Source organism: Celeribacter sp. SCSIO 80788, assembly GCF_051054295.1.
In the GTDB taxonomy this organism is placed as follows: domain Bacteria; phylum Pseudomonadota; class Alphaproteobacteria; order Rhodobacterales; family Rhodobacteraceae; genus Celeribacter.
In genome coordinates this window covers 183,924-207,618 of sequence record NZ_CP150483.1, presented here as the reverse complement: position 1 = coordinate 207,618, position 23,695 = coordinate 183,924, and the positions used below count along the sequence as shown (strand labels likewise).

Genomic DNA, 23,695 nt, shown 5'->3' with positions numbered 1-23,695 from the left:
GTCCTTTACAAATAGCTGTAGGAGGACCAGCCACCATCGGCGACCAGCGTCTGGCCGGTCACATAGGCGGAAGCGTCCGAAGCGAGAAACAGGGAAGCGGAAGCGATTTCCTCGGGCGTACCGAGACGCCCCGCGGGCACCCGCGCGTTGAGCGCGTCAAGGTCCAGACGGCCTTGCGCAGCGAGGTTTTCGGTCAGTGCGGTGCGCACATAGCCGGGCGCGATGGCGTTGACGCGGATGTTGCGGTCGGCCCATTCGATGGCCAGAACCTTGGTGAGCGCCACAACCCCCGCCTTGGCGGCGCAATAGGCGGCGCGCTCAGGCGCCGTGACGACACCGTACATCGAGGCGGTGTTGACGATGCTGCCGCCGCCCTGTTCCGCCATGATCCGGCCCGCGGCCTGAGCGACGAAAAACGCACCGCTGAGATTGATGTCGATGCCCCGACGCCAGGTCGCTTCATCGAGATCAAGGGATGGCCCATTGCCGGAGATGCCCGCGTTGTTCATCACCACATCGAGCCGCCCGCCAAAAGCCACCGCCGCCTCACAGGCTGCCGCAACCGTGCCTGTGTCGGTGATCGAGCCCGCAAGCGCCATGACCCGTCCGGGATGATCGGCGTTCAAGGCATCCGCCGCCGCCCGCACGCCGTCCTCGTCCAGATCGAAGAGCACGACATGGGCGCCCGCGCCCACAAAAGCGCGCGCCATGGCAAGGCCGAGGCCCGAAGCGGCACCTGTCACAAGCGCGGTGCGTCCGGTGAAATCGAATATGGTCGTCATGATAATTCTCCTCCGGTCCCGGAAACGCCCTCCTCGGGTCGCCGGGTTGAAAAACTGTGTTACTTCTGCGCGTTGCGCTCGCTCAGCTCATGTAAAGCCCGCCGTTGACGTGAAGGGTTTCGCCGTTCACAAAACTCGCCGCCTCACTGCACAGAAAGGCGATGACTGTGGCGATCTCGGACGCCTGCCCGGTCCGCCCCATCGGCGTGTGCCTAAGCGTGTCGTCGCCCCGCGTCGCGATCAGATCGCGCGTCATCGGCGTGTCGATCACACCCGGAGCCACGACATTGACCCGCGTTTTGGGTGCCAACTCATTGGCAAGCGCCCGGGTCATGGCGCTGATCGCGCCCTTGGACGCGCCGTAATGCGCGTTGGTCTTGGCACCACGATGCGCGGCGAGCGAGCTGAGGTTGACGATGGACGATCCGGCTTTCAAATGGTCGACCGAGCGGCGGGTAAGGTAGAAGACCCCATCGAGGTTGATGGACAGGGTACGGCGCCATTGATCGTCGGTCATCTCGGCGAAAGGCTCCGCCATATAGATGCCGGCGGAGGGCACGAGAAAATCGATGCCGCCGAGTTTGGCCGCGACCGCGACGATCCGGTCGGCGTCATCGGGATTGGCCGCATCCACGGCGAGCGTTTCAATCGTGCCGCCTTTCGGAGAGCTCAAGGTGGCGGAAAAATCCGCCAGCGCTGCGCCATCGAGATCGGCCAGGACCAGATTGGCGCCTGCGGTATGGAACAATTCCGCCACGGCGCGACCGATGCCGCCATTGGCCCCCGTGAGAACCAGCGTGCGGCCTGCGAAATCAAACATCATGCCGACACCTCCGCAAGGTCTGCGCGATACTCGGTGATGTCGGCATATTCGACAATCTCGACGATATGCCCCTCCGGGTCGCGCAGGAAGGCAAGGAAAGTGCCGGGACGGACTTCGACCGGCTCATCGCCCGTCATCAAAGTGCCACCCGCCGCGACAACGCGGGCCACAACGGCGCGCAGATCGTCGACGATGAAGGTCAGGTACATGGCTTCGTGGCGGTCCAGAATGTGGTCCGTTGGCTCAGGGCGCTCGGCCGGGGCGATCTCTGGCGCGAGCAATTTGATCCGTTCCCCCCAAGAGGTTTGCAGCCGCACGACACGGTAGCCGCCTCGGCTGAGTGCGGCCAAATCCGCTTTCTCGGCGGGGACGGTCACATCGGCGGCAATCGTGAAGCCAAAGGCCTCTTGGTAGAACGCCAGCATCCTGGGCAGATCGCGCACGGTCAGCCCCATTTCCATCGGTGCGGTCATTTTCATCGCACTATCTCCTTTACACCGCGAGCCATTCGTCGGTGATTTCCGGCTTGGCATTCAATTCGTCAGGCGTGCCTTCGAACACGATCTGGCCGTGCCCCATGACACAGACCCGATGCGAGACATGCATGGCGATGGTGAGTTTCTGCTCGACCAACACCACGGAAACGCCGTGTTTGTTGATGTCTTGGATCACCTCACCGACGACCGTCACGATTTTGGGCGCGAGGCCTTCGGTCGGCTCGTCGATCAGCATCACCAAGGGGTTGCCCAGAAGCGAGCGGCACATCGTCAACATTTGCTGCTCACCGCCCGAAAGGCTCCCGGCGCGGGTGTTGCGGCGTTCCTTGAGGCGCGGGAAATAGGTGAACATCTGTTCGACGTCCCATTTCGCCGCTCCCGCAGGCCCGTTCTGACGCCCCATCTCAAGGTTTTCGTCGACGCTGAGGTTGAGGAAAATCTCGCGCTCTTCGGGCACATAGCCGATGCCCCGCCGACAGATCGTAAAACTACGCTGACCGGCCAGATCGACACCGTCGAGACGCACATGGCCCTCGGTCGGCGGCACCAGCCCCATGATGGATTTCATCGTGGTCGAACGCCCGGAGCCGTTGCGGCCCAAGAGGCTCACGACCTCGCCGCGCGCCACATCGAAGGTGACGCCGTGCAGGATATGGCTTTTGCCGTAATGGGCGTGCAACCCCTCGACGGACAGGATGGTGTCGCTCATGTTGATGCCGTTCATGCCGCCTCCTCGCCCAGATAGGCCTCTTTCACGCGGGCGTTGCCGCGAATTTCCTCGGGCGTGCCGGTGGCGATGATTTCGCCATAGACCAGCACGCTGATGCGATGCGCGAGTGAAAAGACGACGCTCATATCGTGCTCGACGATCAAAAGCGTGCGGCCCTCGGTGATCTCGCGGATCAGACCGGCGGTGTAATCGGTTTCCTCATGCGACATGCCCGCCATCGGTTCGTCGAGCAAAATCACCTGCGGATCGGAGGCCAGCGTCATGCCGATCTCAAGCGAGCGTTGCTCGGAATACGACAGCTGGCTGGCAAGTGTCTGCGCGCGCTCAGTCAGGCGGATTTTGGTCAGAAGGTCGTCGACCTCCTCATTCACCAGCCGCAGCCGCGCGGCAGAGCGCCAGAACACGAATTGCAGGTTGTGCTTGCGCATCACGGCGAGACGCAGGTTCTCGAACACCGTCACACCGGGGAAGATGTTGGTGATCTGGAACGAGCGCGCCAGACCGCGACGGTTGACCTCCGCCGGTTTCAGCCCGGCAATGTTCTTGCCGTTCAAAAGGATCTTGCCCTCGGTGGGCGCGAACTGGCCGGAGCAGAGGTGGAACAGTGTCGACTTGCCCGCCCCGTTCGGCCCGATGACCGCATGGCGTTCACCCGGAAGCACATCGAGATTGGCATCCCGGATGATATGGGCCGGGCCGAAGGATTTGTGAACATGTTGCAAAGACAGAATGGGGGTGCTCATGCCTGTGCCTCCTTGCGCGCCGCAACACGGCGGTTGACCATGGTGACCAGCGCAATGCCGAAACCGAAGAGACCGAGACCGAAGGCCCATGGCAGAACGGAGAGCGGTGCCCAGTCGTAAGAGAAAAGCGCGATGTCGGGCCAGTTGCCCTCCGTCACACCGGCGCGATATTCCGGCGACAGAACGCGTTGCAGGAACTCGATCAGGAAGACGGCGCCGAAAGCGGCAATCGCAAGGCTCGCGAGACGCATGAGCGTGGTGCCAAGCGTGCGGGCAAAACCTTCGCCGCTGGGAGTGCGGATGCGTTCGACCAGTTCCCCCACGATGCCACGCGGCAAAAACATCATGACGAGCACGAAGATGATGCCTTGGTACAAAAGCCAGACACGGGTCAGATCCGAGCTGACATGACCGAAGAATGTCATCACCGCACCGCCGATCGCCGGACCGAGGAAGACGCGCACACCGCCAATGAAGCTGTTGAGCACCACGGCCGTGGAGATGTGCGACTCGAGCACGACATAGTTCGCGGCCTCGATGTTCATCGACTGAAGCGCGCCTGCGATGCCCGCGAACATGGCGGAAATGGCAAAGATCAGCGTTCCCAGCGCATGGGTGTTGTAGCCCAGAAAGCGCAAACGGTGCGCGTTTTCACGCAGGCCCAGAGCGAGACGCCCAAGCGGGGTTTTGCTGAAAAGATACAGAAGCCCGATGCAGAGAAGCGTCCAGACCAGCGTCAGGAAATAGACGTCATTGAGCGAGCCGAACCCGATGCCCCAGGCGGGCATACGGAAAGAGGATACACCCGCCTCGCCGCCGAAGACGGTTTTGAGATGCGGTGCCAGAGCGTGCAAAAGCTCGGCCAGCGCCAGCGTGATCATGGCGAAATAAACGCCCGTCCGCTTGGTCGAGAAATAGCCTGCCAGAAGCCCGCTGATCAGACCGGACGCCCCACCGACCAGCGGCAAAAGCGGCGTCGGCAAAAGCCCTTCGCCCCCGAAGGCGTTCATCGCATGGACGGCGGCGAAGGCACCGACACCGAAGTAAGCGGCATGGCCAAAGCTCAGCATCCCGGCCTGCCCGCACAACAAACCAAAGGCCATGGCGAACAGAGCGGAGATCAGCATCTGCACGGCGGCGTTGAGCATGGAGCCGGAGACCAGCCACGGCAGGGCGATCAGCACGGCAACCGTGACCAAAAGAAGTAGAGGTGCGTATTTCATAGTCTTATTCCTTCTCGCCCATCAACCCGGAGGGGCGCAGCACCAGCACCAGAAGCATGATGAAGAACGGCAGGGTGGCCGCGAGGCTCGACATGCGCATGGTCAAAAGCCCGCCGACCTCATCGGCCCAGCCGCCCATGCCGATCCAGGTCAGAAGATCCGCGATGCGGAAATCGCTGCCGACCGCGAGCGAATTGGTGATCCCGATCAACAGGGACGCCGCCATCGCGCCGCCCATGGAGCCGAGCCCCCCGACCACGACGACGACAAAGACCATGACGCCAAGCTCCAAGGCCATGTTCGGATTGGTGGTGTAGAACGCGCCAGCGACAGCGCCCGCAAGACCCGCCAAAGCCGCGCCGATACCGAAAACGCCCATGAACACCATGGGCACGTTATGGCCTAGCGCCTCGACCATCTGCGGACGGTAAATGGCGGAGCGCACGACGATGCCCACACGGGTTTTCGTCAGCAAGAGATAGATCGCGATGAACATGACGACGGCGATGCCGCCCATGAACAGGCGATAGAACGGATAGTCGATGCCCGACAAAGAGAAGGCGGCAAAGTTGAGCTCCGCAGGCACACGGTAGTCCACCGCGAATTTGCCGTAGACCATCTTGATCATCTCGGCGATCACCACCGACAGACCGAAGGTCACAAGCAATTCATGCGCATGGCCATGTTCGTGCACATGGCGCAGGATAAAGCGCTCGACCAGAATGCCGACACCCATCACAAGGATCGGCGCCAGAATGATCGCCAGCCAAAACCCGGTCAGGGGCTGAAGCGTGTAGGCGAAATAAGCGCCGAGCATGTAAAAGGACGCGTGGGCAAAGTTCAAAACCCCCATCATCCCGAAGATAAGCGTCAAACCGGCGGAAACCATGAAGAGCAAAAGCCCGTAAATGGTGCCGTTGAGCAAAGCGAAGAGTATCTGGTCCACCCTGACCTCCGTAGGCATCGGTATAGCTGTGCCATGGCCGGGGCGCGCTGGCCCCGATCACAACATGCGTTTCGTGTGTCGTGGAATGTCCGGAGCGTCAGCCCGGGCGTTTCATCTTGCAGCTGTCCTGCACCGGCTGTTCGGCGTCTTCGGCTGCAATCACCTTGATCGGCACAAAGCCGAATTCGGTGTCATCGGATTTGTATTTCGCGTCGCGGCTGACTTCCTGAACGATCATCGACTGAACGATCTGGTGATCTTCCGCACGGATATAAACCGGCCCCATCGGGGTTTCGACACGCGCATTCTCCAGCGCCACGGCCAGATCGGCGGCGTTCAGCCCGTCTTCCGTCGGTTCAACCGATTTCAGCGCCTCTCCCAGAAGCATCATGCCGAACACGGCGGTCGGCTCGACATAGCTCGGATAATGCCCGGTGAAGGCTTTGTAATCCTCCATGAACACGGCGCTTTCCTCCGGGTTGACCTCCGGATTGAACGTCGTCGAAAGGAAATGCCCCTCCGCCACGGCGCCCGCATTGCCGATATTGCCCGGCTGGTCGAGGAAGGCCGTGCCGAACCGCACGTCCAGCCCTGCCCCGCTTGTCGCCTTCATCAGCAAAAGCAGGTCATTCGACCAGTTTCCGGTGATGACCGTATCGGCATCCGCGGCCTGAATGCGTTGCACATAGGGCGAGAAGTCCTGGATTTTATTGACGTCGTGCAGCGTCGTTTCCACCACGTCGACGCCGAGGCGCCCGGCGGCTTCAACGGTGTTGTCCTGAACATCGATACCCCAGGAATAGTTTTGGTTTATTGCGTAGATACGTTCGCCCAGAACCCCCGCTTCCTGCATCCCGTCCATGATCGTGTTGACACGGATCGCGGCATTCGGTGTGGTGCGGAAATGGTAGTAATGACACTTGGCGCCGGTCAATTCCATCGCCTCACCGCCGAGGTTCACATAAAGCACCTCGTTGCCGACGTTGCGCAGGTTGTATTTGCGCACGTCTTCAGTCACCTGACCGGCCACCGCAGACGACGAGCCCTGAAGAATAATGTCCGCGCCCTCGGAAATCGCCGCGCGCACCCGGTCGGCGGCGCCCACCGGGCCACCTTGGTTGTCGAATTCGAGCAGCTCGATCGGCGCCCCACCGAAACCGCCCGCCGCGTTGATCTTGCTGAGCTGGTATTTCACAGCATCGCGGTAGAGCAAACCGGTCGAGGCCTGCGGACCCGACAAGGTTTCCACGAGAGCGATCTTCAAAGGCTCCGCCTGTGCGGCCGTTGCAGCCCCCAAGACGAGCGCCATGGCCGCCGTTCCGCGTGCGAGTTTCTGGAATCCCATACTGTCCTCCCTGACATATCTGAACTGCGAAGAGATCCTCCACCCCTTCGGCTTTTCATGTGATGGCATGAAATGGTCTTACCAGTCAACAACCTAACTGACCAATTTTTTCAGATGCAAAAAATGCTATGAAATATCGAAATTCACAAATTAAAATATTGAAACTATACAGTAAATTTTACTTTAACCTGTCAGACCAGTGAGATATCATAATTTTATAAAGGGGAAAAAATGTCAGTATCCAGTCCACTCACATCCGATCAATCGCGCAATAGCACGGGAACACGCAACGGGCATCTGCCCGACGAGATCGCACAGGACCTGAGCGCAAAAATTGCCTCCGGCGTATTGTCGGTCGGAGACAGGCTTCCCTCGGAGCGCGACCTTTGCACGCAATATGCCGTCAGCCGCGCCGTGGTGCGCGAGGCTCTGTCGCAACTCAAATCCGACGGCCTCGTTGCGGCGCGGGCCGGAAGTGGTGTTTACGTCACTCAACGCGATTCGACCAATGCCTTTCGCTTTCAGAATTTTTCCGTCTCCGATCTCGAACGGCTCGAAGAAGCGATGGAATTGCTGGTGAGCATCGAAGTTGCCGCCACGCGCATCGCCGCAAAGCGTCGGACACCCGAGGATTTGAAAAAGATCAAACGGGCATTGATTGGCATGGAATATGCCATCGCCAGCGACCGGCTGGGTGACGAAGAGGACTATCAGTTCCATCAGGCGATTGTCGAAGCCACCCACAATCAGCATTTCATTTCCTTGTGCCAGCATCTTGAGGCCAGCGCCCGCAACATCATCCGCCAAGCCCGCAGCAACACGAAAACCAATCACGTCGACCTGTTGGACGCGGTTCAGAACGAGCATAAGGCGATTTATGAAGCCTTGAAAAACGGCGACGAAAAAGCCGCAGCAGAGGCCGCCGCACGCCACCTTCAAAACGCTGCGGAACGCATACGGATTTACTTGGCATAGAGCTCTGCGTGCGTCTCGCCCTGCCCTGGATGCGGTCACGTCGCGGTTTGCCCTGACCCGACATCACAATGCCGAGAAAGATCAAGCCGGATAACAAACACGCAACTGTCTGGACATTTTATTTCTGACACCAAGTTAAAACAAAGTCACTTTGCGTGAGCAAACTGGAGCGGTAAGATGAATGGATGTCCTCTCCTGCTTTCGATAAATGGCGCTCCCTTGCGACTCCTCATGAGATTGTGGACCGCAATACATTGCGCACGCCTCAACGTGCGCGAGGGAAAAAGCGCGTCGAACATCTTCTGGACGCGACAGAGCTTGTTTTGACGGATCATGCGCAAGACGACATCAGCCTTGCGCATATCGCAGAACAGGCGAATGTGCCCTTGCCCTCCGTGTATCATTTCTTTGCCAATAAGAATGCAATCTTCGTAGGCCTCGCCGGACGGTATCATCAGTTGTTGCGCCAAATTGCACGCGAACCGATCTCGCCGCCCCCACAGTCGTGGCAGGCCATGTATGAACGGCGCGCGCGCGATGCTGTGAATTTTCTTAACGATCATCCGGCGGCGATGCGGCTTTTCATGGGGGCTGGCGTCAGTGTCGAGGTCCGCAACCTCGATCTGAGTGGCAACACACTTTTGGCAAATCAGCGTGCCGATGATTTTCGGACCTACTTCCAGAGCGACACCCTGACCGACCTTGAAAACTGGATGGCCGTGTGCATGGGATTGATGGATGGGATCTGGGCCATCTCCTATGCCGAACGCGGCTATATCGACGAAGACTGTATCGCCGAAAGTATGCGTGCAGCTCTGGCTTATCTGCGGTGCTATCTGCCCGAGTTCCTGCCTCCCCGCATGTCATAAGAGGGACAAAATGTCCCTCTCCCGGCCCGGGTCTCCGAGCACGATAAAGCTGTGTCGAATCGGAAAGCAAAACTTTCTATAGGTTTCTGCCGACAAAAGACGCTCTGTTTTCCACGATTACACGCGCAAGCCGTCGCACATTTAAGCATGAAACACCATTTTTATTCTAAAAAATGTGCGAATTCGATCTCGGATTGCAAAGTTGCTCAGTATCAATACCATCTTGTGAGTCGAATTATACCTCACTTAATCTGATGTCAGAGCGGCGAGATCCATCGCCATGACCAAGCACACGTCGGCGAACATCAGGCTGCGCGTGAGACATTTAGGATCGAACATGAACCAGATGAACAATGACGCGCTTTGGCGCGAACGGGCAAGCTGTGTCATCCCGAACGGGATGTGGGGACACGAAGCGGTGGGCAATCTGCCCGACGGCTATCCACAGTTTTTCTCAAAGGCCGAAGGGGCCTATCTTTGGGACACGGATGACAACAAGATCCTCGATTTCATGTGCGCCTACGGCCCGAACCTCTTGGGCTATGGCGACGCCCGCGTCAACAAGGCGGCGATGACCCAGATGGAGATCGGCGACACGCTGACCGGACCCTCCCCCTTGGTCGTGCAGCTGGCCGAAGAATTCACCGCAATGGTCACCCATGCCGATTGGGCGATCTTTTGTAAAAACGGCGGCGATGCGACCTCCATGGCGATGGTGACGGCGCGCGCCTATAAGGGGCGGCGCAAAATTCTGGTGGCGAAGGGCGCCTATCATGGGGCCTCGCCCTGGAACACGCCGACGCTGACCGGCACGGTTGCCGAGGATCGCGCCCATATCCTCTATTTCGACTATAACGACCTCGACAGCCTCAGGGCCGTCGCAAAAGAGGCCGGAAACGACCTTGCGGGCGTTTTTGCCACCCCGTTCAAACACGACACGTTCACCGATCAGGAAGAGCCCAATGCGGAGTATGCGAAAGGCGTGCGCGCACTGTGCGACGAAATGGACGCGCTTTTGATCGTGGACGATGTGCGGGCGGGCTTTCGTCTGGCGCGGGATTGTTCGTGGTCATTGGTGGGCGTCGAGCCGGATCTGTCCTGCTGGGGCAAGGTTCTGGGCAACGGCCAGCCGATTTCCGCACTGTTAGGATCGGACAAGGCGCGCGCGGCAGCGGGCAGCATCTTTGTCACCGGCTCGTTTTGGTACTCCGCCGTGCCGATGGCTGCGGCACGCGAAACACTTCGCATCGTGCGGGAGACGAATTACCTCGAACATATGCAGGAGATCGGCGCGAGCTTTCGCGCGCGCCTGAGCCAACAGGCCGCCGAATACGGTTTTGGCCTGCGTCAGACCGGCCCCGTGACCATGCCTATGATCCTTTTGGAAGACGACCCGGATTTTCGCTACGTCTATTACTGGACCAACGCCGCGATCCAGAACGGGGTTTATCTGAACCCTTACCACAACATCTTCATGACCGCCGCGATGAGCCATGAGGATATTGATGTTGCCCTTGAGGCAACCGGAAAAGCCTTTCGCCAAATGAAAGAGAATTGGTCCACGATCGGACCCGACCCGAAAGCAAGCGCCTTGCTTTCGACCTTTGGGGGCTAAACGCCCCACACAGAGAACAAAACAGACAACAGGGATAACGACCATGACAAAACAAACTCAAGGCCTCACCCGAAACATATCACGGCGGGCCGCACTCAAAGGCTTGTCCGCAACCGGGGCGGTGGCGCTGTGCACGCCGTTCATTGGCAAGGCGGAGGCCGCGACGCTTGAGCTGCGTGGGCTGATCTGGGAGCCTTACAATCAGCGCGATATGGTGAAGGCGTTTGAAAAAGAGCACGGCGTCAAAGTGTCGTTCTCCTATTTCGACGGCAATGCCGAAGCGTTCAACCAGTTTCGCTCCGGCGGCACCAAGGATTTCGACATGGTGATGGCCGACGGCCATTGGCCGAAGACCTATTTCGAAAACGAGCTGACGCAGCCTCTGGACAGCGCCAAACTTCCGAACCTCGCCAATGTATTCGAAGGTTTTCAACCGCCGCAAAGCCCGCTTCACATGGTCGGAGACACGCGTATCGCGGCGCCGAACTGTTGGGGCGGGATTGATGTCATCTACAACAAGTCGATGATGTCCGACGAAGACGCCCATACGATGTGGGCGCTGTTCAACCCGGATTACGCCGGCAAGCTGACCACCATGGCGCGCTATGAAGAAACCATCGCCTGGGCAGGCATTCTCGTGGCAAATGAACTTGGCACGATCAACGATGCGCGCCCGGATGGCAAGGCGTTCAACCCCTATGTGCTGACCGATGAAGAACTGGTGCGTTGCACAGAAATTCTGATCGAGCAGAAGAAACTTCTGCTGACCCGATATCAGGATCTCGACATGATGACCCGGCTTCTGAAAACCCGTCAGGTGGCGGCGGGCCCCGGCGGCACGCTGAGCTACGCGCCCCTCTACTATGACTTCGTCGATGGCAAACAGGATTGGGAACCCGGTTACGCGCTTGACTCAAAAGAAGGCGGTTTGGCGTGGATCGACACCTGGTTGATCAGTTCCGGCGTTGAGCATGACGAAGTTCTGGAAGTGGCGCACAAATGGATCGACACCTTCCTGACGAAAGAGAACATGGCAAATATCGTCAAGGAAACCGGCTTTTCCTCGACCGTGGATTGCCGCGAACACCTCAGCGATCTGGAAATCGGCGCAACCCTGATGGATCAGACGGACGCGATGGCGAGCAAATATATGTTCGACACGCCTTCCTCGCCGGAAGCCTGGGAAAAGGTCTGGTCTACGGTTGAGGCCAGCTGATCTGAAACGAACCGGACGGTGCGCGGATCGCGCGCCGTCTTCGCACATGACAAAGACCAGATATGGACATCCGCATGGAACAGCCTCCCACAGCCGCCACCCCCGTCATCAGCCTGCGCAACATCACGAAACGCTTTGGCGATTACGTCGCCATCGACAATGTCTCGCTCGACATCGGCAATGAATATTTCACGCTTCTGGGATCGTCCGGCTCCGGCAAGACGACGCTGTTGCGGATCATCGCGGGGCTGGAGAAACCTGACGAAGGTCAGGTGTTGATCAATGGGCGCGATGTGACGAACCTGCCGCCCTATGCGCGCGACGTGGGTATGGTGTTCCAGAACTTCCTGTTGTTCCCGCATAAGACGGTCGAGCAAAACGTTATGTTCCCGCTCAGAATGCGCAAAACTGACGCCCGCACCCAGTCCGATCTGGTCGAATGGGTGCTCGACAAGCTGCACATCGCGCCCTACCGCAACCGCTACCCGAACCAGCTATCGGGCGGTCAGCAACAGCGCGTGGCCCTGGCCCGCGGGCTGGTGTCTCGCCCCTCCGTGTTGCTGCTCGATGAGCCGCTCGCGAACCTCGATCTGGAATTGCGCCGCGAGATGGAGACCGAGCTGCGCCGCTACCGCGACGAACTGAACATCCCTTTCATCTATGTGACCCACAATCAGGAAGAGGCCCTGACTATGAGCCACCGGATCGGGGTTATGCGCTATGGTGTGTTCGATCAGGTCGACGAGGTGGATGAGATCTACCGCAATCCCGCGAGCCGCTTTGTCGCGGGTTTTGTCGGCCATTCCAATGTGTTCTCCGGGATTTTGACCGAAATCTCTGGCCAAACCGGCACACTCAACATGGGCGCAGAACGCTTGCGGATCGAAGTGCCGGAGGGCGCCACGCTTGGCGCACGGATCGACTGTTTCGTCAAATGCGAAAAGCTTCAGATCCTCAATGGCACGACCGCAGAGAACACTCTGTCGGGCAAGGTGCGCGACGTGGTGTTCAAAGGTCAGACAGCCGACGTGTTCGTCACCCTCCCCGATGGCACAGAGATCACCGTCTCCGAAAGCTCCGGCGCGATGACCCTGCGCAAAAGCAGTGACATCACGCTTGGCTGGTCGGTCTCCGATGGCACGAGCTTTCTCGCCGACGCCCTCCCGGAGGTGGCGGCATGAGCGATACCACTATGGAAGGAAACCCGACCATGAGCACCGATCACACCGTGCGTATGGCCGATGATCCGCTCCCGGAAACCAAACGCCGCCCGCTTGTCACGCCGATGTTTCTGGCGATGGCTCTGCCGCCTGCGGTGTTTCTGGCCTGGGGGCTGTTTGTGCCGATGATTTCGGTCGTCGTCTTTGGCTTTTGGCGCACGGAAGATTACACGCTGATCCCGGATTTCACCCTTGAGAATTACGTGACGGTTTTGACCGACCCGTCCTATCTCACCTTCCTGTGGCGGTCTTTCGCGGTGGCGACGATGGCCTGCGCGATCTCCATGGTGATCACATGGCCCGCCGCCTATTTCATCGCGAAACATGGCGGACGCTGGAAAACCATCCTTCTTCTGGCCATCGCCGCACCGTTTTTCACCGGGCTCATTCTGCGGCTGGTGGCGTTTCAGGCGCTCTTGGGGCCGGTGGGCGTGATGAACATGCTCTTCGCCGAATTCAACCTGCCCGCGCTCGATTTCATGATGTTCAATCGCACGGCCACGGTTATGGGCCTTGTCTATCTCTATGCGCCCTTCATGCTGGTGCCGATTGCTCTTTCGCTCAACAACTTCGACTTCAATCTGGTCGAAGCCGCCAAGGTCAACGGTGCCTCGCCGCTCAGAGCCTTTTTCGAGGTCACATGGCCGCTCAATTGGATGGGCACTGTGGTCGGGATTTTGATCGTGTTCATCCCGGCACTTGCAGAATCCGTCACGCCGAAATTTTTGGGGGGGCCGTCAGGCACCTCCATGGGCGGCACGATCTCGCATCAGTTCACCGCCACGGGCACATGGTCTTTGGGGGCGGCTTTGGGCGTCGTCTTGTTCTCCCTGTCCATCGCGGTCGTCGCGCTTCTCGCCCGGACCGTCAACTTGCGCCGCTCCGGCGTGTCTCTTTTGGAGGAGTGAGCCATGGGTCGTTTTGCAACTGTCCGTAAGAACCTCTTGATGCTCTGGCTTCTGGCGTTTTTCGTCTTTCTCTATCTGCCGATCCTGACCATCGCCTATACGTCTTTCTCCGAAGATGTGGTCTGGCCCTTCCCGCCGTCTTTCACGCTGGATGGCTATCTCGATCTATTGGGCGCGCGGGCCTATCGCGAAGCACTGATGAACAGTCTTCTGGTCGGGCTTGGCTCCGCCGTTTTGGCGACGGTGTTCGCCCTTCCGGCCGCCTTCGCCGTGCTGCGCTACCCGACGCGGACGCGGGTCTTGGCCGTCATCGTCTTCGTCTCGCCGCTTTTCGTGGCGGAGCTTTTGGTGGGGATTGCGACGCTGGTGTTCAACAAACAACTTCTGGGGCTGTCCGGCTCGCTCTGGGGCGCGATGTTCGGCAATGCGGTGCATGGGTTTGCCTTTGCCTTCCTGATCCTCGTCGCCCAGCTTTTGCGTCACAACTGGGCGCTGGAAGAAGCTGCAAAAGTCTTTGGCGCCACCCCGCTTCGGGTGTTTTGGGAGATCATCTTGCCCGCCATCTGGCCCGCGCTCATGGGGGCCTTTCTCACCAGCTTTCTGTTGGCCTTCAACAATCTCGACATCTCGTTTTACAACCTCGGTGCCATTCCGGTCTTGCCAACGCTCTCTTGGGGATCGTTGCGCTATGGGTTGAAACCGGAATTGTTCAGCCTCTCGACATTGGTCAATGCAATGATTTTCCTGATGTTCATCGTTATGGTCGTCGTGGTGCACGTCCGCAAGCGTCGGGAAAATGCATAGCTGTCATATACTTAGGGTCGGTCTATGACATTGCACGGCGTGACCGACCTCACCCGGAAAACATTTCGCCAATGGATTTCCCCCGCGCGGTGCGGATGGTTTTGGATCAGGGGAGCGACGACGATCTAGCGCAGGTTTACTCCGTTCAGGTCATCTGGTTTCAGCCGATAGCGGATGACGTTGCCTTCATGGAGCCCTGCGATCTGCTCACGGACGTAAGCGACAACATCCGCTCGATCGGCATCGGGCACGCCAGCAGCCAAAGCCATCTCATCAACCGCATCGTTTCGGAACTCCTTGAATTCGAGAACGCAACGCCGGACCGCGGCGCGAACGAATTCCCGATAGGCAAGGGCAGCCTTTTCCGGGCTCTCCACCTCAGCGCGAAGAATTCGGTACTTTTCCGCGGACGCCAGGTAGGCGTCCATGTAGACCTCACGCAGCAACGCGACGTTGTTCAATTCATAGATCCCGATGAGCCCGTCGATATAGTCGCTGTCGTCCATCGTCGTGAACGACAGCGGCGCAAGGTCCGACTTCAGAAGCGGGATGTTCGAGGCCACGCGCGAGGTTCGCTTGTTCACGTCGGCAAAGGCCTGGAGGTACGGGATGTGCACGAGGAGGAAAAAGGACTGCTCGAACGGATCGGTGATCTGCGCAGCCTTGTGCAGCAGGATGTCGAACTCCTCTGCGATCATGACCGCATCGTCGAGCGGTCGATAGCTCGAGTGCGAGATGCCGACTGGCATCGCTCGCAATCGGCCCGCCATCGCAGGGTCCGCCAGAAGGCCATCCGAAAGCAGCGCATGAATCGCGAACAGATCAGGACGTTTGAGCCCGATCTCATCGAGATTGTCGACCGCATACTGGATGGCTTCCTTATGGTTCAGGATCATCAGGGCTTCTTTCCGATCCTTTCCCGCAGCTTCCTCGCCAAACCTGATCAATCGCTCGGTCTGCAAAATATCGTAGGTGTTCCCCTCCATCCTGGACGACGCCCAGCTGAGATCGACCAGAAGCTGTTCAAGGATCCGGCGCGCGTATGTTCCGGCCGGAATTGCGCCTCCTTGCGGACGGCCAGCCTCCAACAATCTTTCGCGGTGAGGTGCAGACAGATACCAAGTCTTTCCCGGAACGTATGCATCGAGAAACTCCGGTCGATAGAACACGGGAGCCCGCCTGTTGTACGGCGTCGACAAATGCGCCCGAACAACCGCGCCCCCGGCGATCCTGTATCCCGTGGCCCTGCCCTTGCCAGAGACCTCGAGGCGACCGTCTTCCACCATGCGCTTCAAGAGCCGCCATACAGTGGTTTCGCTCACATCCCTTGCAACGCCTTTCCGAATGGCATTGCGTCCAGTACCCGGGTTCTCGCCGACAAAGTCTAGAATGTCTTGATCCGACAAGGCCATGAAACGATATCCCGCAAGTGTGAAACGATTAGAACATTGATACACCAGCATTTTTCTTCGGCGCAAGTTTTCGTTTCACGGACTTTGCAACGATTCAGGCATCAGGCGGCAAAAGCCGCCTTCATCAAAAGCACGAAACGATTATCACATTGAAATATTGAACATTTCAGGACTCCCTCCTGAATCGTTGCGCTGCAAATGAAACGATACTCAAAACGACCGAGTTGGTTCTGTCGCAAACTTTGCCGATTGTCGGCATAGCCTGATCTGCGGACAGACTTATGCAGTGAGCCCGGCGAAGATCTGGAAAGCAGTTTCCCCGTCGGCCGGGATTTGCTCCTTGCGGATCATGTGTACAGCCTCGATGCCTGCGATTGTGGCGGCTGCCGAATGGAAAGCCTTAAAGCCCATCATTGGGCGCGTGATCCGTTTGATGAAACGGTGGTCCTGCTCGAGGATGTTGTTCATATATTTGACCTGCCGGATCTCGGTCATTCGCCCGCGGCCCGTGAACTTCAGGATTACATTTATCGCCTGAAGCCCGGCCAGGTTAGCGCCGCTTTTGTCGATGACGATGCGCTCCGGCAGACCGTTCGAGCCGATCGCCCGCCTGAAGAAGCGTCGTGCCGCTGCCAGATCGCGGCGCTCGGACAGCATGAAGTCCAGGGTTTTCCCATCGCGGTTTACCGCCCGGTAAAGATAGGTACAGCGGCCTTTCACCTTGATGTACGTTTCGTCCATCCGCCAGGAGGTGGCCGTCGAACATTTCCTAGCTTGTGCACTGTCGGCAATCTGCGGCGCAAACTTTACCACCCAGCGGTTCAGCGTGGCGTGGTCAACCGTGCCGCCACGCTCGGCCAGGATCTCCTCAAGCTCCCGATAGGAGACGGCGTAGCGGAGATAGAAGAACACCGCGTGCAGGATCACAGACTTCGGATAGTGCACACCCTTGAAATCGGTCACGCCACAAGCTTCTCAACAACTACTTGACAACGCTTACGTATCCGCTGCAGCCCGAAAACACAAAAGTTTGCGACACTACCCGAAATAGGGCGTCGCCAGTTCCTCGAACCATACGCCAGTCGGTTCGCCGCCCTCGTTCATGGCTCTGGTAGAGGTGAGGATCATCACGATCGTGGGATTTTGGTTGATCTTCATTGAATTGCTCCGCTTCGTTGGAAGGAGCATCGCGGATCACAGCTGGTGACAAAAATCATTCCTTGTGCTAGAAGCCATGGGAGGAACTATATATATTCGTCAGACTGTGCCGCGCACATGATTGCGATGGCGAATCCCTCCAGAGATCTACCGGGCATGATCATGCGCTCCGGAATCTGAACAAAAAAGGCCCCGCTAAGCTGGGCCTTGAAGTCCAACAGGGAAATATAAAATGAATTGAGTCCCTCAAAACCCCACTTTATCTGCTCAAATTATAGGCGAACTTAAAGCCTATCAATCCCCCAACTTATGCGAACTTGGCATTCCTGCCCATGCATTCCCCTTCACCAGCGCCATCCCGATCAACGCAGATTCATCGGCAACCGATCGTGAAAATATGACTTTTAACTTATTGATATAAAGTAGATTATTCGCCAAAGACGAACATATCCCTCTGCGCTGTAACACAGCGCATTCCGCCGCGGCCTCTCTCCCCGATATCCACATCCCCCGGTCTACTCTGGCTCGTCGAAGCTCTTCGCCCCTCCCGGCCATAGCTCTTGCATGTTTCATAAATTGCTGCTCGTAATGTTAGAAATGTAACAAATCATGCTAGGAGAAAGTCTTCTGACACAGTCCTCACATCAACCCCTGCGCAGCCGCCTGAGCCACGCCGCCGAAACTGGCTCGCCCTCGATGCGTGCCATCGCAAGCTTCATGCTCGCACAGTTCTCCGATCTGCCGTTCGAAACAGCCGCAACATTGGCCGCCAAGATCAAGGTCAGCGAGGTCAGCATCGGGCGGTTCTGTCGCGCCATCGGATATGCCAATTTCAAAGACCTCAAAGATCATCTCAAAGAGGACATCGGCGAACAGCCCTGGCTGATCAAAGACCGGCTTGAGGCCCTACGCAGCACCTCCGGGCAACGTGAAGAGCGCCTGTCTCAGGGGCTTGAGGCGGAAATGGCCGCCCTCGTCAGCGTCTATGAACTGGCCCGCACCGCAGATTGGCAAAGCGCTGTAACCCGGTTCACCAAACATCCGCGCATCCTCGTCGCCGGGTTTCAAACCGAACGCGGGCTGGCGCAATATTTCGCCAGCCAGATGCAATATGTCCGTCCAGGTGTGCAACTGGTCGATCTCTCGGTCGGCAATTTCGCCGAGGTGCTCGTCGAAGGCGCACCGCAGGACACCTGTCTGGCGATCTTCGAGGCCCGCCGCTATTCCCGTCAAGCCCTTGTGCTTGCGCGCGAAGCCAAGGCACGCGGCATCCCGGTGACGATCTTTACCGACCGGTTCTGTGCTTGGGGCGCGGACTATGCCGATGAAATCTTTATGGTCGCCACTCAGTTCAATCAATTCTGGGATTCGACCGCCCATCTCGCCCTGCTCGGCAATTTGATGATCAACGACATCTTCCTCGCCCTCGGCGAAGGTGCCGAAGCCCGGCTCAACGAAATTGCGCGCCTCTATGGTGCCTTCACCGGCCATGTCGGCAACCCGCTGACCCCAGTGGCCCAATAACCCAAACCCAAAAACCAAACCGACCAACATCAGGGAAATTCCATGACATTCGCTTCGAAACTCTTCGCTTCGGCAATCGCTCTAGCCACCCTCACCGGCACCGCATTCACAAGCTCGGCTCAGGCCGAAACCCTCCGCCTCGGCACCGAAGGCGCCTACCCTCCGTTCAACTACGTCACCCCCGAAGGAACCGTCGCCGGATTTGACGTCGAGATCGGCCTGGAGCTTTGCAAACGCATCGGCGCGGAGTGCGAGGTCGTGGCACAGGACTGGGACGGCATCATTCCGGGGCTCTTGGCGAAGAAATACGATTTCATCATCGCCTCGATGTTCATCACCGAAGAACGCAAGAAACAGGTCGCTTTCACCGATCCTTACTACATGGCCGCCATGACCCATGTTGTGCCCAAAGAGTCCGAGCTGACCGAATTTACCAACGACACGCTCAAGGATCTCGTTGTCGGCGCACAGGCTGGGACCACTCAGGCCGATTACGCCGTCGAAATGTATCCCGACGCCGATGTCCGTCTCTATCCGACGCAGGACGAAGCCAGCCTCGACATGGCCTCCGGTCGGCTTGACGTCATGGTCGGCGACATGCTGCCGCTGCTCGATTTCGTTGAAAAAACCGAAGATGGCGCCTGCTGCAAAATCGCCGGCGCCCCGATCACCGATCCGGCCTTTGTTGGCGACGGCGTCGGGATCGCTCTGCGTCAGGAGGACAGCGATCTGCGCGACCGTCTGAACGCCGCGCTCGAAGAGATCCGCGCCGATGGCACCTATAAGGCGATCAACGACAAATACTTCACCATCGACGTCTATACGATGAAGTGATCCGGCGACCCGGTCGAGAGGCACAAAAAATGATGGAGTTGTTCTCCTTTGGCCCCCTCGGCTGGGGCGACGAAATCCTTGCGGGTCTTTGGGTGACGGTGCGTCTTGCACTGGCCACCCTGCCCTTGGGTTTAATCCTGGGATTTGCGGTGGCGGCCCTGTCACTGTCGCATCTCCGGCTCCTGCGGGGCCTCGGCGCGGGCTACACCACGCTGATGCGCGGGCTGCCCGAAATCCTCACCCTATTCATTGTCTACAACGGTCTCGGTCTGGCGTTGAACCAGATCATGGGCTGGCTTGCACCCAATGCTGCGCCGATCGACTTTCCGCCCTTTGCGGCCGGGGTAATTGCCTTGGCTCTGGTGTTCGCGGCCTTCGCCGCCGAGGTTCTACGCGGGGCGTTTCTGGCCGTACCCGAAGGCCAGATTCTCGCAGGGCGCGCCATCGGCATGTCTGCCCACAAAATCTTCTGGCGCATCAAACTGCCACAGCTTTGGCGCTTTGCCCTACCGGGGATGGGCAATCTTTGGTTGAACCTCCTCAAAGACACCGCCCTCGTCTCCGTCATCGCGCTCAACGATTTGATGCGCATGACCAAGGTGGCCGTTGGCGTCACCAAACAACCCTTCACCTTCTATCTAGTCGCCTGCCTGATCTATTGGCTGATGTGTGTGCTCTCCGAACTGGTGCTCACACGCATGGAACGGCGCGCGAACCGTGGCCTGCAGAGGGCATGAGATGAACTTTTTCGACTCCTTTCTCACCAATCTGCCCAAACTGCTCGACGGGGTGCAGACCACCCTTTTGCTCACCGGGTTGGGCGCGCTGATTGCCGCCGCGGCCTCGCCGGGACTGGCGCTGCTGCGTGCCAATGGACCGCGCCCGGCGCAACTCGCGCTGAAGGCCTATATCTCCTTCATGCGCGGCACACCGCTTTTGGCCCAGCTTTTCCTCGTGTTCTACGGCTCCGGCCAGTTTCGCGCCGAACTCACCGCCCTTGGCCTCTGGGGCTTTTTCCGCGATCCCTTCAACTGTGCCGTTCTGGTGTTTGCCGTGAACTCCTGTGCCTATCAGACCGAGATCCTACGCGGTGGCATCCAAGGCGTCTCCCCCGGCGAAATAGAAGCGGCGCGGGCCATTGGCATGTCGCGTCCGAAAATCCTGCGCCGGGTGACCTTTCCCCATGCTTACCGCATCGCCTGGCCGGCGCTTGGCAATGAGATCATCCTGTTGATGAAAGCCTCGGCATTGGCCTCGATCGTCACGGTCTTTGACCTCATGGGCCGCACACGCCAGATCTTTTCGCGCAGTTTTGAACTGTCCGTCTATTTTCAGGCAGCGATCCTCTATCTGATTATCACCGCCTGTTTCGTGACCCTGTGGCGCCTCGCCGAGCACCGTCTCCTCCGCCACATGACGGCCCCCCGCCGCTCATAAGGACCCCCATCATGCAGCATACTTCCCAAGACGTGGTCGTTTCCGCGCAAAACATCCACAAAAGCTTTGGCACCCATGAAGTGCTCAAAGGCATCTCGCTCGACGCGCGCAACCATGATGTGATCTCGATCCTCGGCGCCTCCGGCTCCGGCAAATCGACCTTCCTGCGGTGCCTCAATTTCCTCGAAATTCCCAGCGCCGGCAGCGTCGCCGTGCATGGCGAAACCATTGCCTTTCGCAATGGCCGGATCAGCGACCAGCGCCAGATCGAAAAGATGCGCCAACATCTCGGCATGGTGTTCCAACAGTTCAATCTCTGGACCCACCGCACCGTGTTGGAAAACGTCATGGAAGGCCCGGTTCAGGTCAAAGGCAAAGCCAAAGCCGAGGCCCGCGATCAGGCCGAGGCGCTTTTGGCCCGTGTCGGCCTGGCCGAGCGAATGCATCACTATCCCGCCCAACTGTCGGGCGGCCAACAACAACGCGTCGCCATTGCCCGCGCCCTGGCTATGGAACCCGATGCCATCCTGTTCGACGAACCGACCTCCGCGCTTGATCCCGAACTTGTCGGCGAAGTGCTCAAGGTGATGCAGGATCTCGCCGCTGAAGGCCGCACCATGATCGTCGTCACCCATGAAATGGCCTTCGCCCGCGAGGTCTCGACCGAGGTTGTCTTTCTCCACGAAGGCCGCGTCGCCGAACAGGGCCCGCCCGAAAAGCTCTTCACCCATCCCGACAGCGAAACCTTCGCCCGTTTCATCTCCAAAACCCGCTGATTGCCCCGAGATCCCAAATGACCCCTTCCTTCACCCCACTGAAAATCGAGGCCGCTGAGTTGCGCATCGTCAACCTGCCACTCCTCACCCCTTTCAAAGTTTCGAACCAAACCCTGACCGACAAAACCTTTCCGCTCCTGACCCTGCGCGCTCAGGGCGTTGAGGGGATCAGCGAAGGGGTTATGGACCCCTACCCCGACTATCTCGAAGAGACCATTCCCGGAGCGCTCGGTTTTCTGCGTGATCTGATCTTGCCGCAAATCGTCGGTAAAACATTTGCCAATCCCGCCGAACTGACCGCCCTCATGGCTCCCTGGCGCGGACACCGTATGAGCAAGGCTCTGGTGGAATTGGCGTTCTGGGATCTTTGGACCAAGGCTCTCGGCCTGCCCCTCAAAGATGCGCTCGGTGGCGTGCGCGATGCCGTGCCGGTTGGTGTCTCGCTTGGCATCACCGACATCGACACCACCCTCGAACGGGTCGGTGCCGCCGTCGAGGCCGGCTATAAACGCATCAAACTCAAGGTCGCTCAGGGCCATGACATCGCGCTGCTTGAGGCGGTGCGCAGCGCCTATCCCACCGTCAAACTGACCGTCGATGCCAACACCGCCTATGGCCTCGCCGATCTCGCCACCCTGCGGGCCATGGATGCCTTCGATCTCGATTATATCGAACAACCCCTCGCCGTCGACGACATCCACGATCATGCGTTGGTGCAACGCGAAATCGCCACCGCGCTCTGTCTCGACGAATCCATCCGAACCGCTGCCGATTGCCGTAAGGCCCTCGCCTCCGGTGCCGCGCGGGTGATCAATATCAAGGTCGGCCGCGTGGGTGGTTATACTGCCGCCCGTGCCATCCATGACGTCTCCGAAGCCTTCGGCGCCCCCGTCTGGTGTGGCGGCATGTTGGAAAGCGGCATCGGCCGCGCGCATAACATCCACCTCGCCAGCCTGCCGAATTTCACCAAACCCGGCGACACCTCGTCGGCCAGCCGATATTTCCATCGCGATATTATCAACGAACCCCTTGAGGCCACCGACGGCATGATGCCCGTCCCCGGCAACGGTGCCGGGATCGGCGTCACTCTCGATCTCCCCTTCCTCGACACCGTCACCCAGCTCAGGGAAGAGATCCGCTCATGACACTACCCGATATCGTGCTGCGCGAGCTCGACGGCCTCGACGATCTGAGCCAGGCCGAACGCTTTCAGACCGAAGTCTGGGGCGAAGGTGAGCGTCCCGACAATTCCGACATCATGCTGGCCCTGCAACACGAGGGGGCTCTGCTTGCAGGTGCCTTCCGCGGCGATCGCATGTTGGCATTTCTCTTCGGCTTTCCCACAGCCACGCCCGGGCTTCAGCATTCCCATCGCCTTGCCGTCGCAACCGAAGCACGCGGGCTTGGCCTTGGTGCCCGCATGAAATGGTTTCAACGGGACTGGTGTCTGGCCCGCGGCATCACCCAGGTGCGCTGGACCTATGACCCGCTGCGCGCAATCAATGCCGGGCTCAATATCGGCGGGCTTGGGGCCACCGCCGCCACCTATTTCGTCGATTATTACGGCCCGATGCCGGGGATCAACGCCGGGCTGCCCTCGGACCGCATCCTCGCCCATTGGCAACTCGATGCCCCGGGCGTTGTTGCGCGGGCCGAAAAACGCCCCTGCCCGCCCCGCGCCGATCTGTCCCCGGTGGCAATCCCGCACGACATCGACGCGCTGATTGCATCCGATCCACAGGCCGCTTTGGCCGAACGTCTGCGCCTGCGTGCGGCGTTGCAATCGGCCTTTGCCGCCGGTCAGGCCATTGTCGAGTTCGATCGCACTCAGGCCGCCTATCTTTTGGGACCGGCGTAA

24 protein-coding genes are annotated in these 23,695 nt (G+C 59.0%); 14 read left to right on the top strand and 10 right to left on the bottom strand.

The window, feature by feature from the left end; all coding sequences use genetic code 11:
• Nucleotides 1-5: 5 nt before the first annotated feature.
• The 8 genes from V1471_RS19745 to V1471_RS19710 form a co-directional block, all read right to left on the bottom strand.
• The gene (locus V1471_RS19745) at nucleotides 6-782 is read right to left on the bottom strand and encodes an SDR family NAD(P)-dependent oxidoreductase (RefSeq protein WP_066705889.1); all 777 of its coding nucleotides are present in this window, start codon (nucleotides 780-782) and stop codon (nucleotides 6-8) included.
• Nucleotides 783-864: 82 nt separating this feature from the next.
• Nucleotides 865-1,605, bottom strand: a complete 741-nt coding sequence (locus V1471_RS19740) for an SDR family NAD(P)-dependent oxidoreductase (RefSeq protein WP_434291257.1) — start codon at nucleotides 1,603-1,605, stop codon at nucleotides 865-867.
• Nucleotides 1,602-2,084, bottom strand: a complete 483-nt coding sequence (locus V1471_RS19735; protein WP_434291256.1) for a VOC family protein — start codon at nucleotides 2,082-2,084, stop codon at nucleotides 1,602-1,604. Before V1471_RS19735 ends, V1471_RS19740 begins: the two co-directional genes overlap by 4 nt.
• Nucleotides 2,085-2,097: 13 nt before the next feature.
• Nucleotides 2,098-2,826 (bottom strand): ABC transporter ATP-binding protein, encoded by a 729-nt coding sequence (locus V1471_RS19730; protein ID WP_434291255.1) that lies wholly within the window; start codon nucleotides 2,824-2,826, stop codon nucleotides 2,098-2,100.
• The gene (locus tag V1471_RS19725; protein WP_066705886.1) at nucleotides 2,823-3,575 is read right to left on the bottom strand and encodes an ABC transporter ATP-binding protein; all 753 of its coding nucleotides are present in this window, start codon (nucleotides 3,573-3,575) and stop codon (nucleotides 2,823-2,825) included. The genes V1471_RS19730 and V1471_RS19725 overlap by 4 nt, the downstream gene beginning before the upstream one ends.
• Complete coding sequence (locus tag V1471_RS19720) at nucleotides 3,572-4,798, bottom strand: branched-chain amino acid ABC transporter permease (RefSeq protein WP_434291253.1); 1,227 nt, start codon at nucleotides 4,796-4,798, stop codon at nucleotides 3,572-3,574. Before V1471_RS19720 ends, V1471_RS19725 begins: the two co-directional genes overlap by 4 nt.
• Nucleotides 4,799-4,802: 4 nt before the next feature.
• A complete protein-coding gene (locus V1471_RS19715) occupies nucleotides 4,803-5,744 on the bottom strand; it encodes a branched-chain amino acid ABC transporter permease (protein ID WP_434291251.1) in 942 nt (313 codons plus the stop codon).
• Between the two features lie 97 nt (nucleotides 5,745-5,841).
• The gene (locus V1471_RS19710; protein ID WP_434291250.1) at nucleotides 5,842-7,089 is read right to left on the bottom strand and encodes a branched-chain amino acid ABC transporter substrate-binding protein; all 1,248 of its coding nucleotides are present in this window, start codon (nucleotides 7,087-7,089) and stop codon (nucleotides 5,842-5,844) included.
• Nucleotides 7,090-7,320: 231 nt separating this feature from the next.
• Here V1471_RS19710 and V1471_RS19705 point away from each other — a divergent pair, with 231 nt between their 5' ends.
• The 7 genes from V1471_RS19705 (at nucleotide 7,321) to V1471_RS19675 (ending at nucleotide 14,696) form a co-directional block, all read left to right on the top strand.
• The gene (locus V1471_RS19705) at nucleotides 7,321-8,064 is read left to right on the top strand and encodes a FadR/GntR family transcriptional regulator (RefSeq protein WP_434291248.1); all 744 of its coding nucleotides are present in this window, start codon (nucleotides 7,321-7,323) and stop codon (nucleotides 8,062-8,064) included.
• 185 nt (nucleotides 8,065-8,249) lie between these two features.
• Complete coding sequence (locus V1471_RS19700; RefSeq protein ID WP_434291246.1) at nucleotides 8,250-8,933, top strand: TetR/AcrR family transcriptional regulator; 684 nt, start codon at nucleotides 8,250-8,252, stop codon at nucleotides 8,931-8,933.
• 337 nt (nucleotides 8,934-9,270) lie between these two features.
• The gene (locus V1471_RS19695; protein WP_434291244.1) at nucleotides 9,271-10,548 is read left to right on the top strand and encodes an aminotransferase class III-fold pyridoxal phosphate-dependent enzyme; all 1,278 of its coding nucleotides are present in this window, start codon (nucleotides 9,271-9,273) and stop codon (nucleotides 10,546-10,548) included.
• 43 nt (nucleotides 10,549-10,591) lie between these two features.
• Nucleotides 10,592-11,764 (top strand): ABC transporter substrate-binding protein, encoded by a 1,173-nt coding sequence (locus V1471_RS19690; RefSeq protein WP_434291243.1) that lies wholly within the window; start codon nucleotides 10,592-10,594, stop codon nucleotides 11,762-11,764.
• 74 nt (nucleotides 11,765-11,838) lie between these two features.
• Nucleotides 11,839-12,945 carry an ABC transporter ATP-binding protein gene (locus tag V1471_RS19685; RefSeq protein ID WP_434291242.1) on the top strand — a complete coding sequence of 369 codons (1,107 nt, stop codon included), beginning with the start codon at nucleotides 11,839-11,841 and terminating at the stop codon, nucleotides 12,943-12,945.
• 29 nt (nucleotides 12,946-12,974) lie between these two features.
• Nucleotides 12,975-13,892: an ABC transporter permease gene (locus tag V1471_RS19680; protein WP_434291240.1), complete on the top strand. Its 918-nt coding sequence runs from the start codon at nucleotides 12,975-12,977 to the stop codon at nucleotides 13,890-13,892.
• Between the two features lie 3 nt (nucleotides 13,893-13,895).
• The gene (locus tag V1471_RS19675) at nucleotides 13,896-14,696 is read left to right on the top strand and encodes an ABC transporter permease (RefSeq protein ID WP_434291238.1); all 801 of its coding nucleotides are present in this window, start codon (nucleotides 13,896-13,898) and stop codon (nucleotides 14,694-14,696) included.
• A 125-nt stretch (nucleotides 14,697-14,821) separates the two neighbouring features.
• Here the strand turns inward: V1471_RS19675 and V1471_RS19670 are convergent, their stop codons facing one another.
• Together V1471_RS19670 and V1471_RS19665 are read right to left on the bottom strand one after the other, a co-directional pair.
• Nucleotides 14,822-16,108, bottom strand: coding sequence for a Fic family protein (locus V1471_RS19670; RefSeq protein WP_434291237.1), 1,287 nt, complete (start codon nucleotides 16,106-16,108; stop codon nucleotides 14,822-14,824).
• Nucleotides 16,109-16,387: 279 nt separating this feature from the next.
• Nucleotides 16,388-17,071 carry an IS6 family transposase gene (locus V1471_RS19665; protein ID WP_434291236.1) on the bottom strand — a complete coding sequence of 228 codons (684 nt, stop codon included), beginning with the start codon at nucleotides 17,069-17,071 and terminating at the stop codon, nucleotides 16,388-16,390.
• An 804-nt stretch (nucleotides 17,072-17,875) separates the two neighbouring features.
• Here V1471_RS19665 and V1471_RS19660 point away from each other — a divergent pair.
• From V1471_RS19660 to V1471_RS19630, 7 genes are read left to right on the top strand one after another with little or no spacing between them, the layout of a single operon-like run.
• The gene (locus V1471_RS19660) at nucleotides 17,876-18,790 is read left to right on the top strand and encodes a MurR/RpiR family transcriptional regulator (RefSeq protein WP_434291234.1); all 915 of its coding nucleotides are present in this window, start codon (nucleotides 17,876-17,878) and stop codon (nucleotides 18,788-18,790) included.
• A gap of 42 nt (nucleotides 18,791-18,832) precedes the next feature.
• Nucleotides 18,833-19,624, top strand: a complete 792-nt coding sequence (locus V1471_RS19655) for an ABC transporter substrate-binding protein (protein WP_434291233.1) — start codon at nucleotides 18,833-18,835, stop codon at nucleotides 19,622-19,624.
• Between the two features lie 29 nt (nucleotides 19,625-19,653).
• Nucleotides 19,654-20,361, top strand: a complete 708-nt coding sequence (locus V1471_RS19650; protein ID WP_434291231.1) for an ABC transporter permease — start codon at nucleotides 19,654-19,656, stop codon at nucleotides 20,359-20,361.
• Nucleotide 20,362: 1 nt separating this feature from the next.
• Complete coding sequence (locus V1471_RS19645) at nucleotides 20,363-21,061, top strand: ABC transporter permease (protein ID WP_434291229.1); 699 nt, start codon at nucleotides 20,363-20,365, stop codon at nucleotides 21,059-21,061.
• 11 nt (nucleotides 21,062-21,072) lie between these two features.
• Entirely contained in the window at nucleotides 21,073-21,837 is a 765-nt protein-coding gene (locus tag V1471_RS19640; protein WP_434291228.1) for an ABC transporter ATP-binding protein, read from the top strand.
• 17 nt (nucleotides 21,838-21,854) lie between these two features.
• Nucleotides 21,855-22,982 carry an o-succinylbenzoate synthase gene (menC, locus tag V1471_RS19635; RefSeq protein ID WP_434291226.1) on the top strand — a complete coding sequence of 376 codons (1,128 nt, stop codon included), beginning with the start codon at nucleotides 21,855-21,857 and terminating at the stop codon, nucleotides 22,980-22,982.
• On the top strand, nucleotides 22,979-23,695 hold the full coding sequence (locus V1471_RS19630) for a GNAT family N-acetyltransferase (RefSeq protein ID WP_434291224.1): 717 nt from the start codon (nucleotides 22,979-22,981) through the stop codon (nucleotides 23,693-23,695). The genes menC and V1471_RS19630 overlap by 4 nt, the downstream gene beginning before the upstream one ends.

Coding starts and splice junctions, on each gene's coding strand:
- V1471_RS19745 (WP_066705889.1), bottom strand. CDS start 782: ATGACGACCATATTCGATTTCACCGGACGCACCGCGCTTGTGACAGGT.
- V1471_RS19740 (WP_434291257.1), bottom strand. CDS start 1,605: ATGATGTTTGATTTCGCAGGCCGCACGCTGGTTCTCACGGGGGCCAAT.
- V1471_RS19735 (WP_434291256.1), bottom strand. CDS start 2,084: ATGAAAATGACCGCACCGATGGAAATGGGGCTGACCGTGCGCGATCTG.
- V1471_RS19730 (WP_434291255.1), bottom strand. CDS start 2,826: ATGAACGGCATCAACATGAGCGACACCATCCTGTCCGTCGAGGGGTTG.
- V1471_RS19725 (WP_066705886.1), bottom strand. CDS start 3,575: ATGAGCACCCCCATTCTGTCTTTGCAACATGTTCACAAATCCTTCGGC.
- V1471_RS19720 (WP_434291253.1), bottom strand. CDS start 4,798: ATGAAATACGCACCTCTACTTCTTTTGGTCACGGTTGCCGTGCTGATC.
- V1471_RS19710 (WP_434291250.1), bottom strand. CDS start 7,089: ATGGGATTCCAGAAACTCGCACGCGGAACGGCGGCCATGGCGCTCGTC.
- V1471_RS19705 (WP_434291248.1), top strand. CDS start 7,321: ATGTCAGTATCCAGTCCACTCACATCCGATCAATCGCGCAATAGCACG.
- V1471_RS19700 (WP_434291246.1), top strand. CDS start 8,250: ATGTCCTCTCCTGCTTTCGATAAATGGCGCTCCCTTGCGACTCCTCAT.
- V1471_RS19695 (WP_434291244.1), top strand. CDS start 9,271: ATGAACCAGATGAACAATGACGCGCTTTGGCGCGAACGGGCAAGCTGT.
- V1471_RS19690 (WP_434291243.1), top strand. CDS start 10,592: ATGACAAAACAAACTCAAGGCCTCACCCGAAACATATCACGGCGGGCC.
- V1471_RS19685 (WP_434291242.1), top strand. CDS start 11,839: ATGGAACAGCCTCCCACAGCCGCCACCCCCGTCATCAGCCTGCGCAAC.
- V1471_RS19680 (WP_434291240.1), top strand. CDS start 12,975: ATGAGCACCGATCACACCGTGCGTATGGCCGATGATCCGCTCCCGGAA.
- V1471_RS19675 (WP_434291238.1), top strand. CDS start 13,896: ATGGGTCGTTTTGCAACTGTCCGTAAGAACCTCTTGATGCTCTGGCTT.
- V1471_RS19670 (WP_434291237.1), bottom strand. CDS start 16,108: ATGGCCTTGTCGGATCAAGACATTCTAGACTTTGTCGGCGAGAACCCG.
- V1471_RS19660 (WP_434291234.1), top strand. CDS start 17,876: ATGCTAGGAGAAAGTCTTCTGACACAGTCCTCACATCAACCCCTGCGC.
- V1471_RS19655 (WP_434291233.1), top strand. CDS start 18,833: ATGACATTCGCTTCGAAACTCTTCGCTTCGGCAATCGCTCTAGCCACC.
- V1471_RS19650 (WP_434291231.1), top strand. CDS start 19,654: ATGATGGAGTTGTTCTCCTTTGGCCCCCTCGGCTGGGGCGACGAAATC.
- V1471_RS19645 (WP_434291229.1), top strand. CDS start 20,363: ATGAACTTTTTCGACTCCTTTCTCACCAATCTGCCCAAACTGCTCGAC.
- V1471_RS19640 (WP_434291228.1), top strand. CDS start 21,073: ATGCAGCATACTTCCCAAGACGTGGTCGTTTCCGCGCAAAACATCCAC.
- menC (WP_434291226.1), top strand. CDS start 21,855: ATGACCCCTTCCTTCACCCCACTGAAAATCGAGGCCGCTGAGTTGCGC.
- V1471_RS19630 (WP_434291224.1), top strand. CDS start 22,979: ATGACACTACCCGATATCGTGCTGCGCGAGCTCGACGGCCTCGACGAT.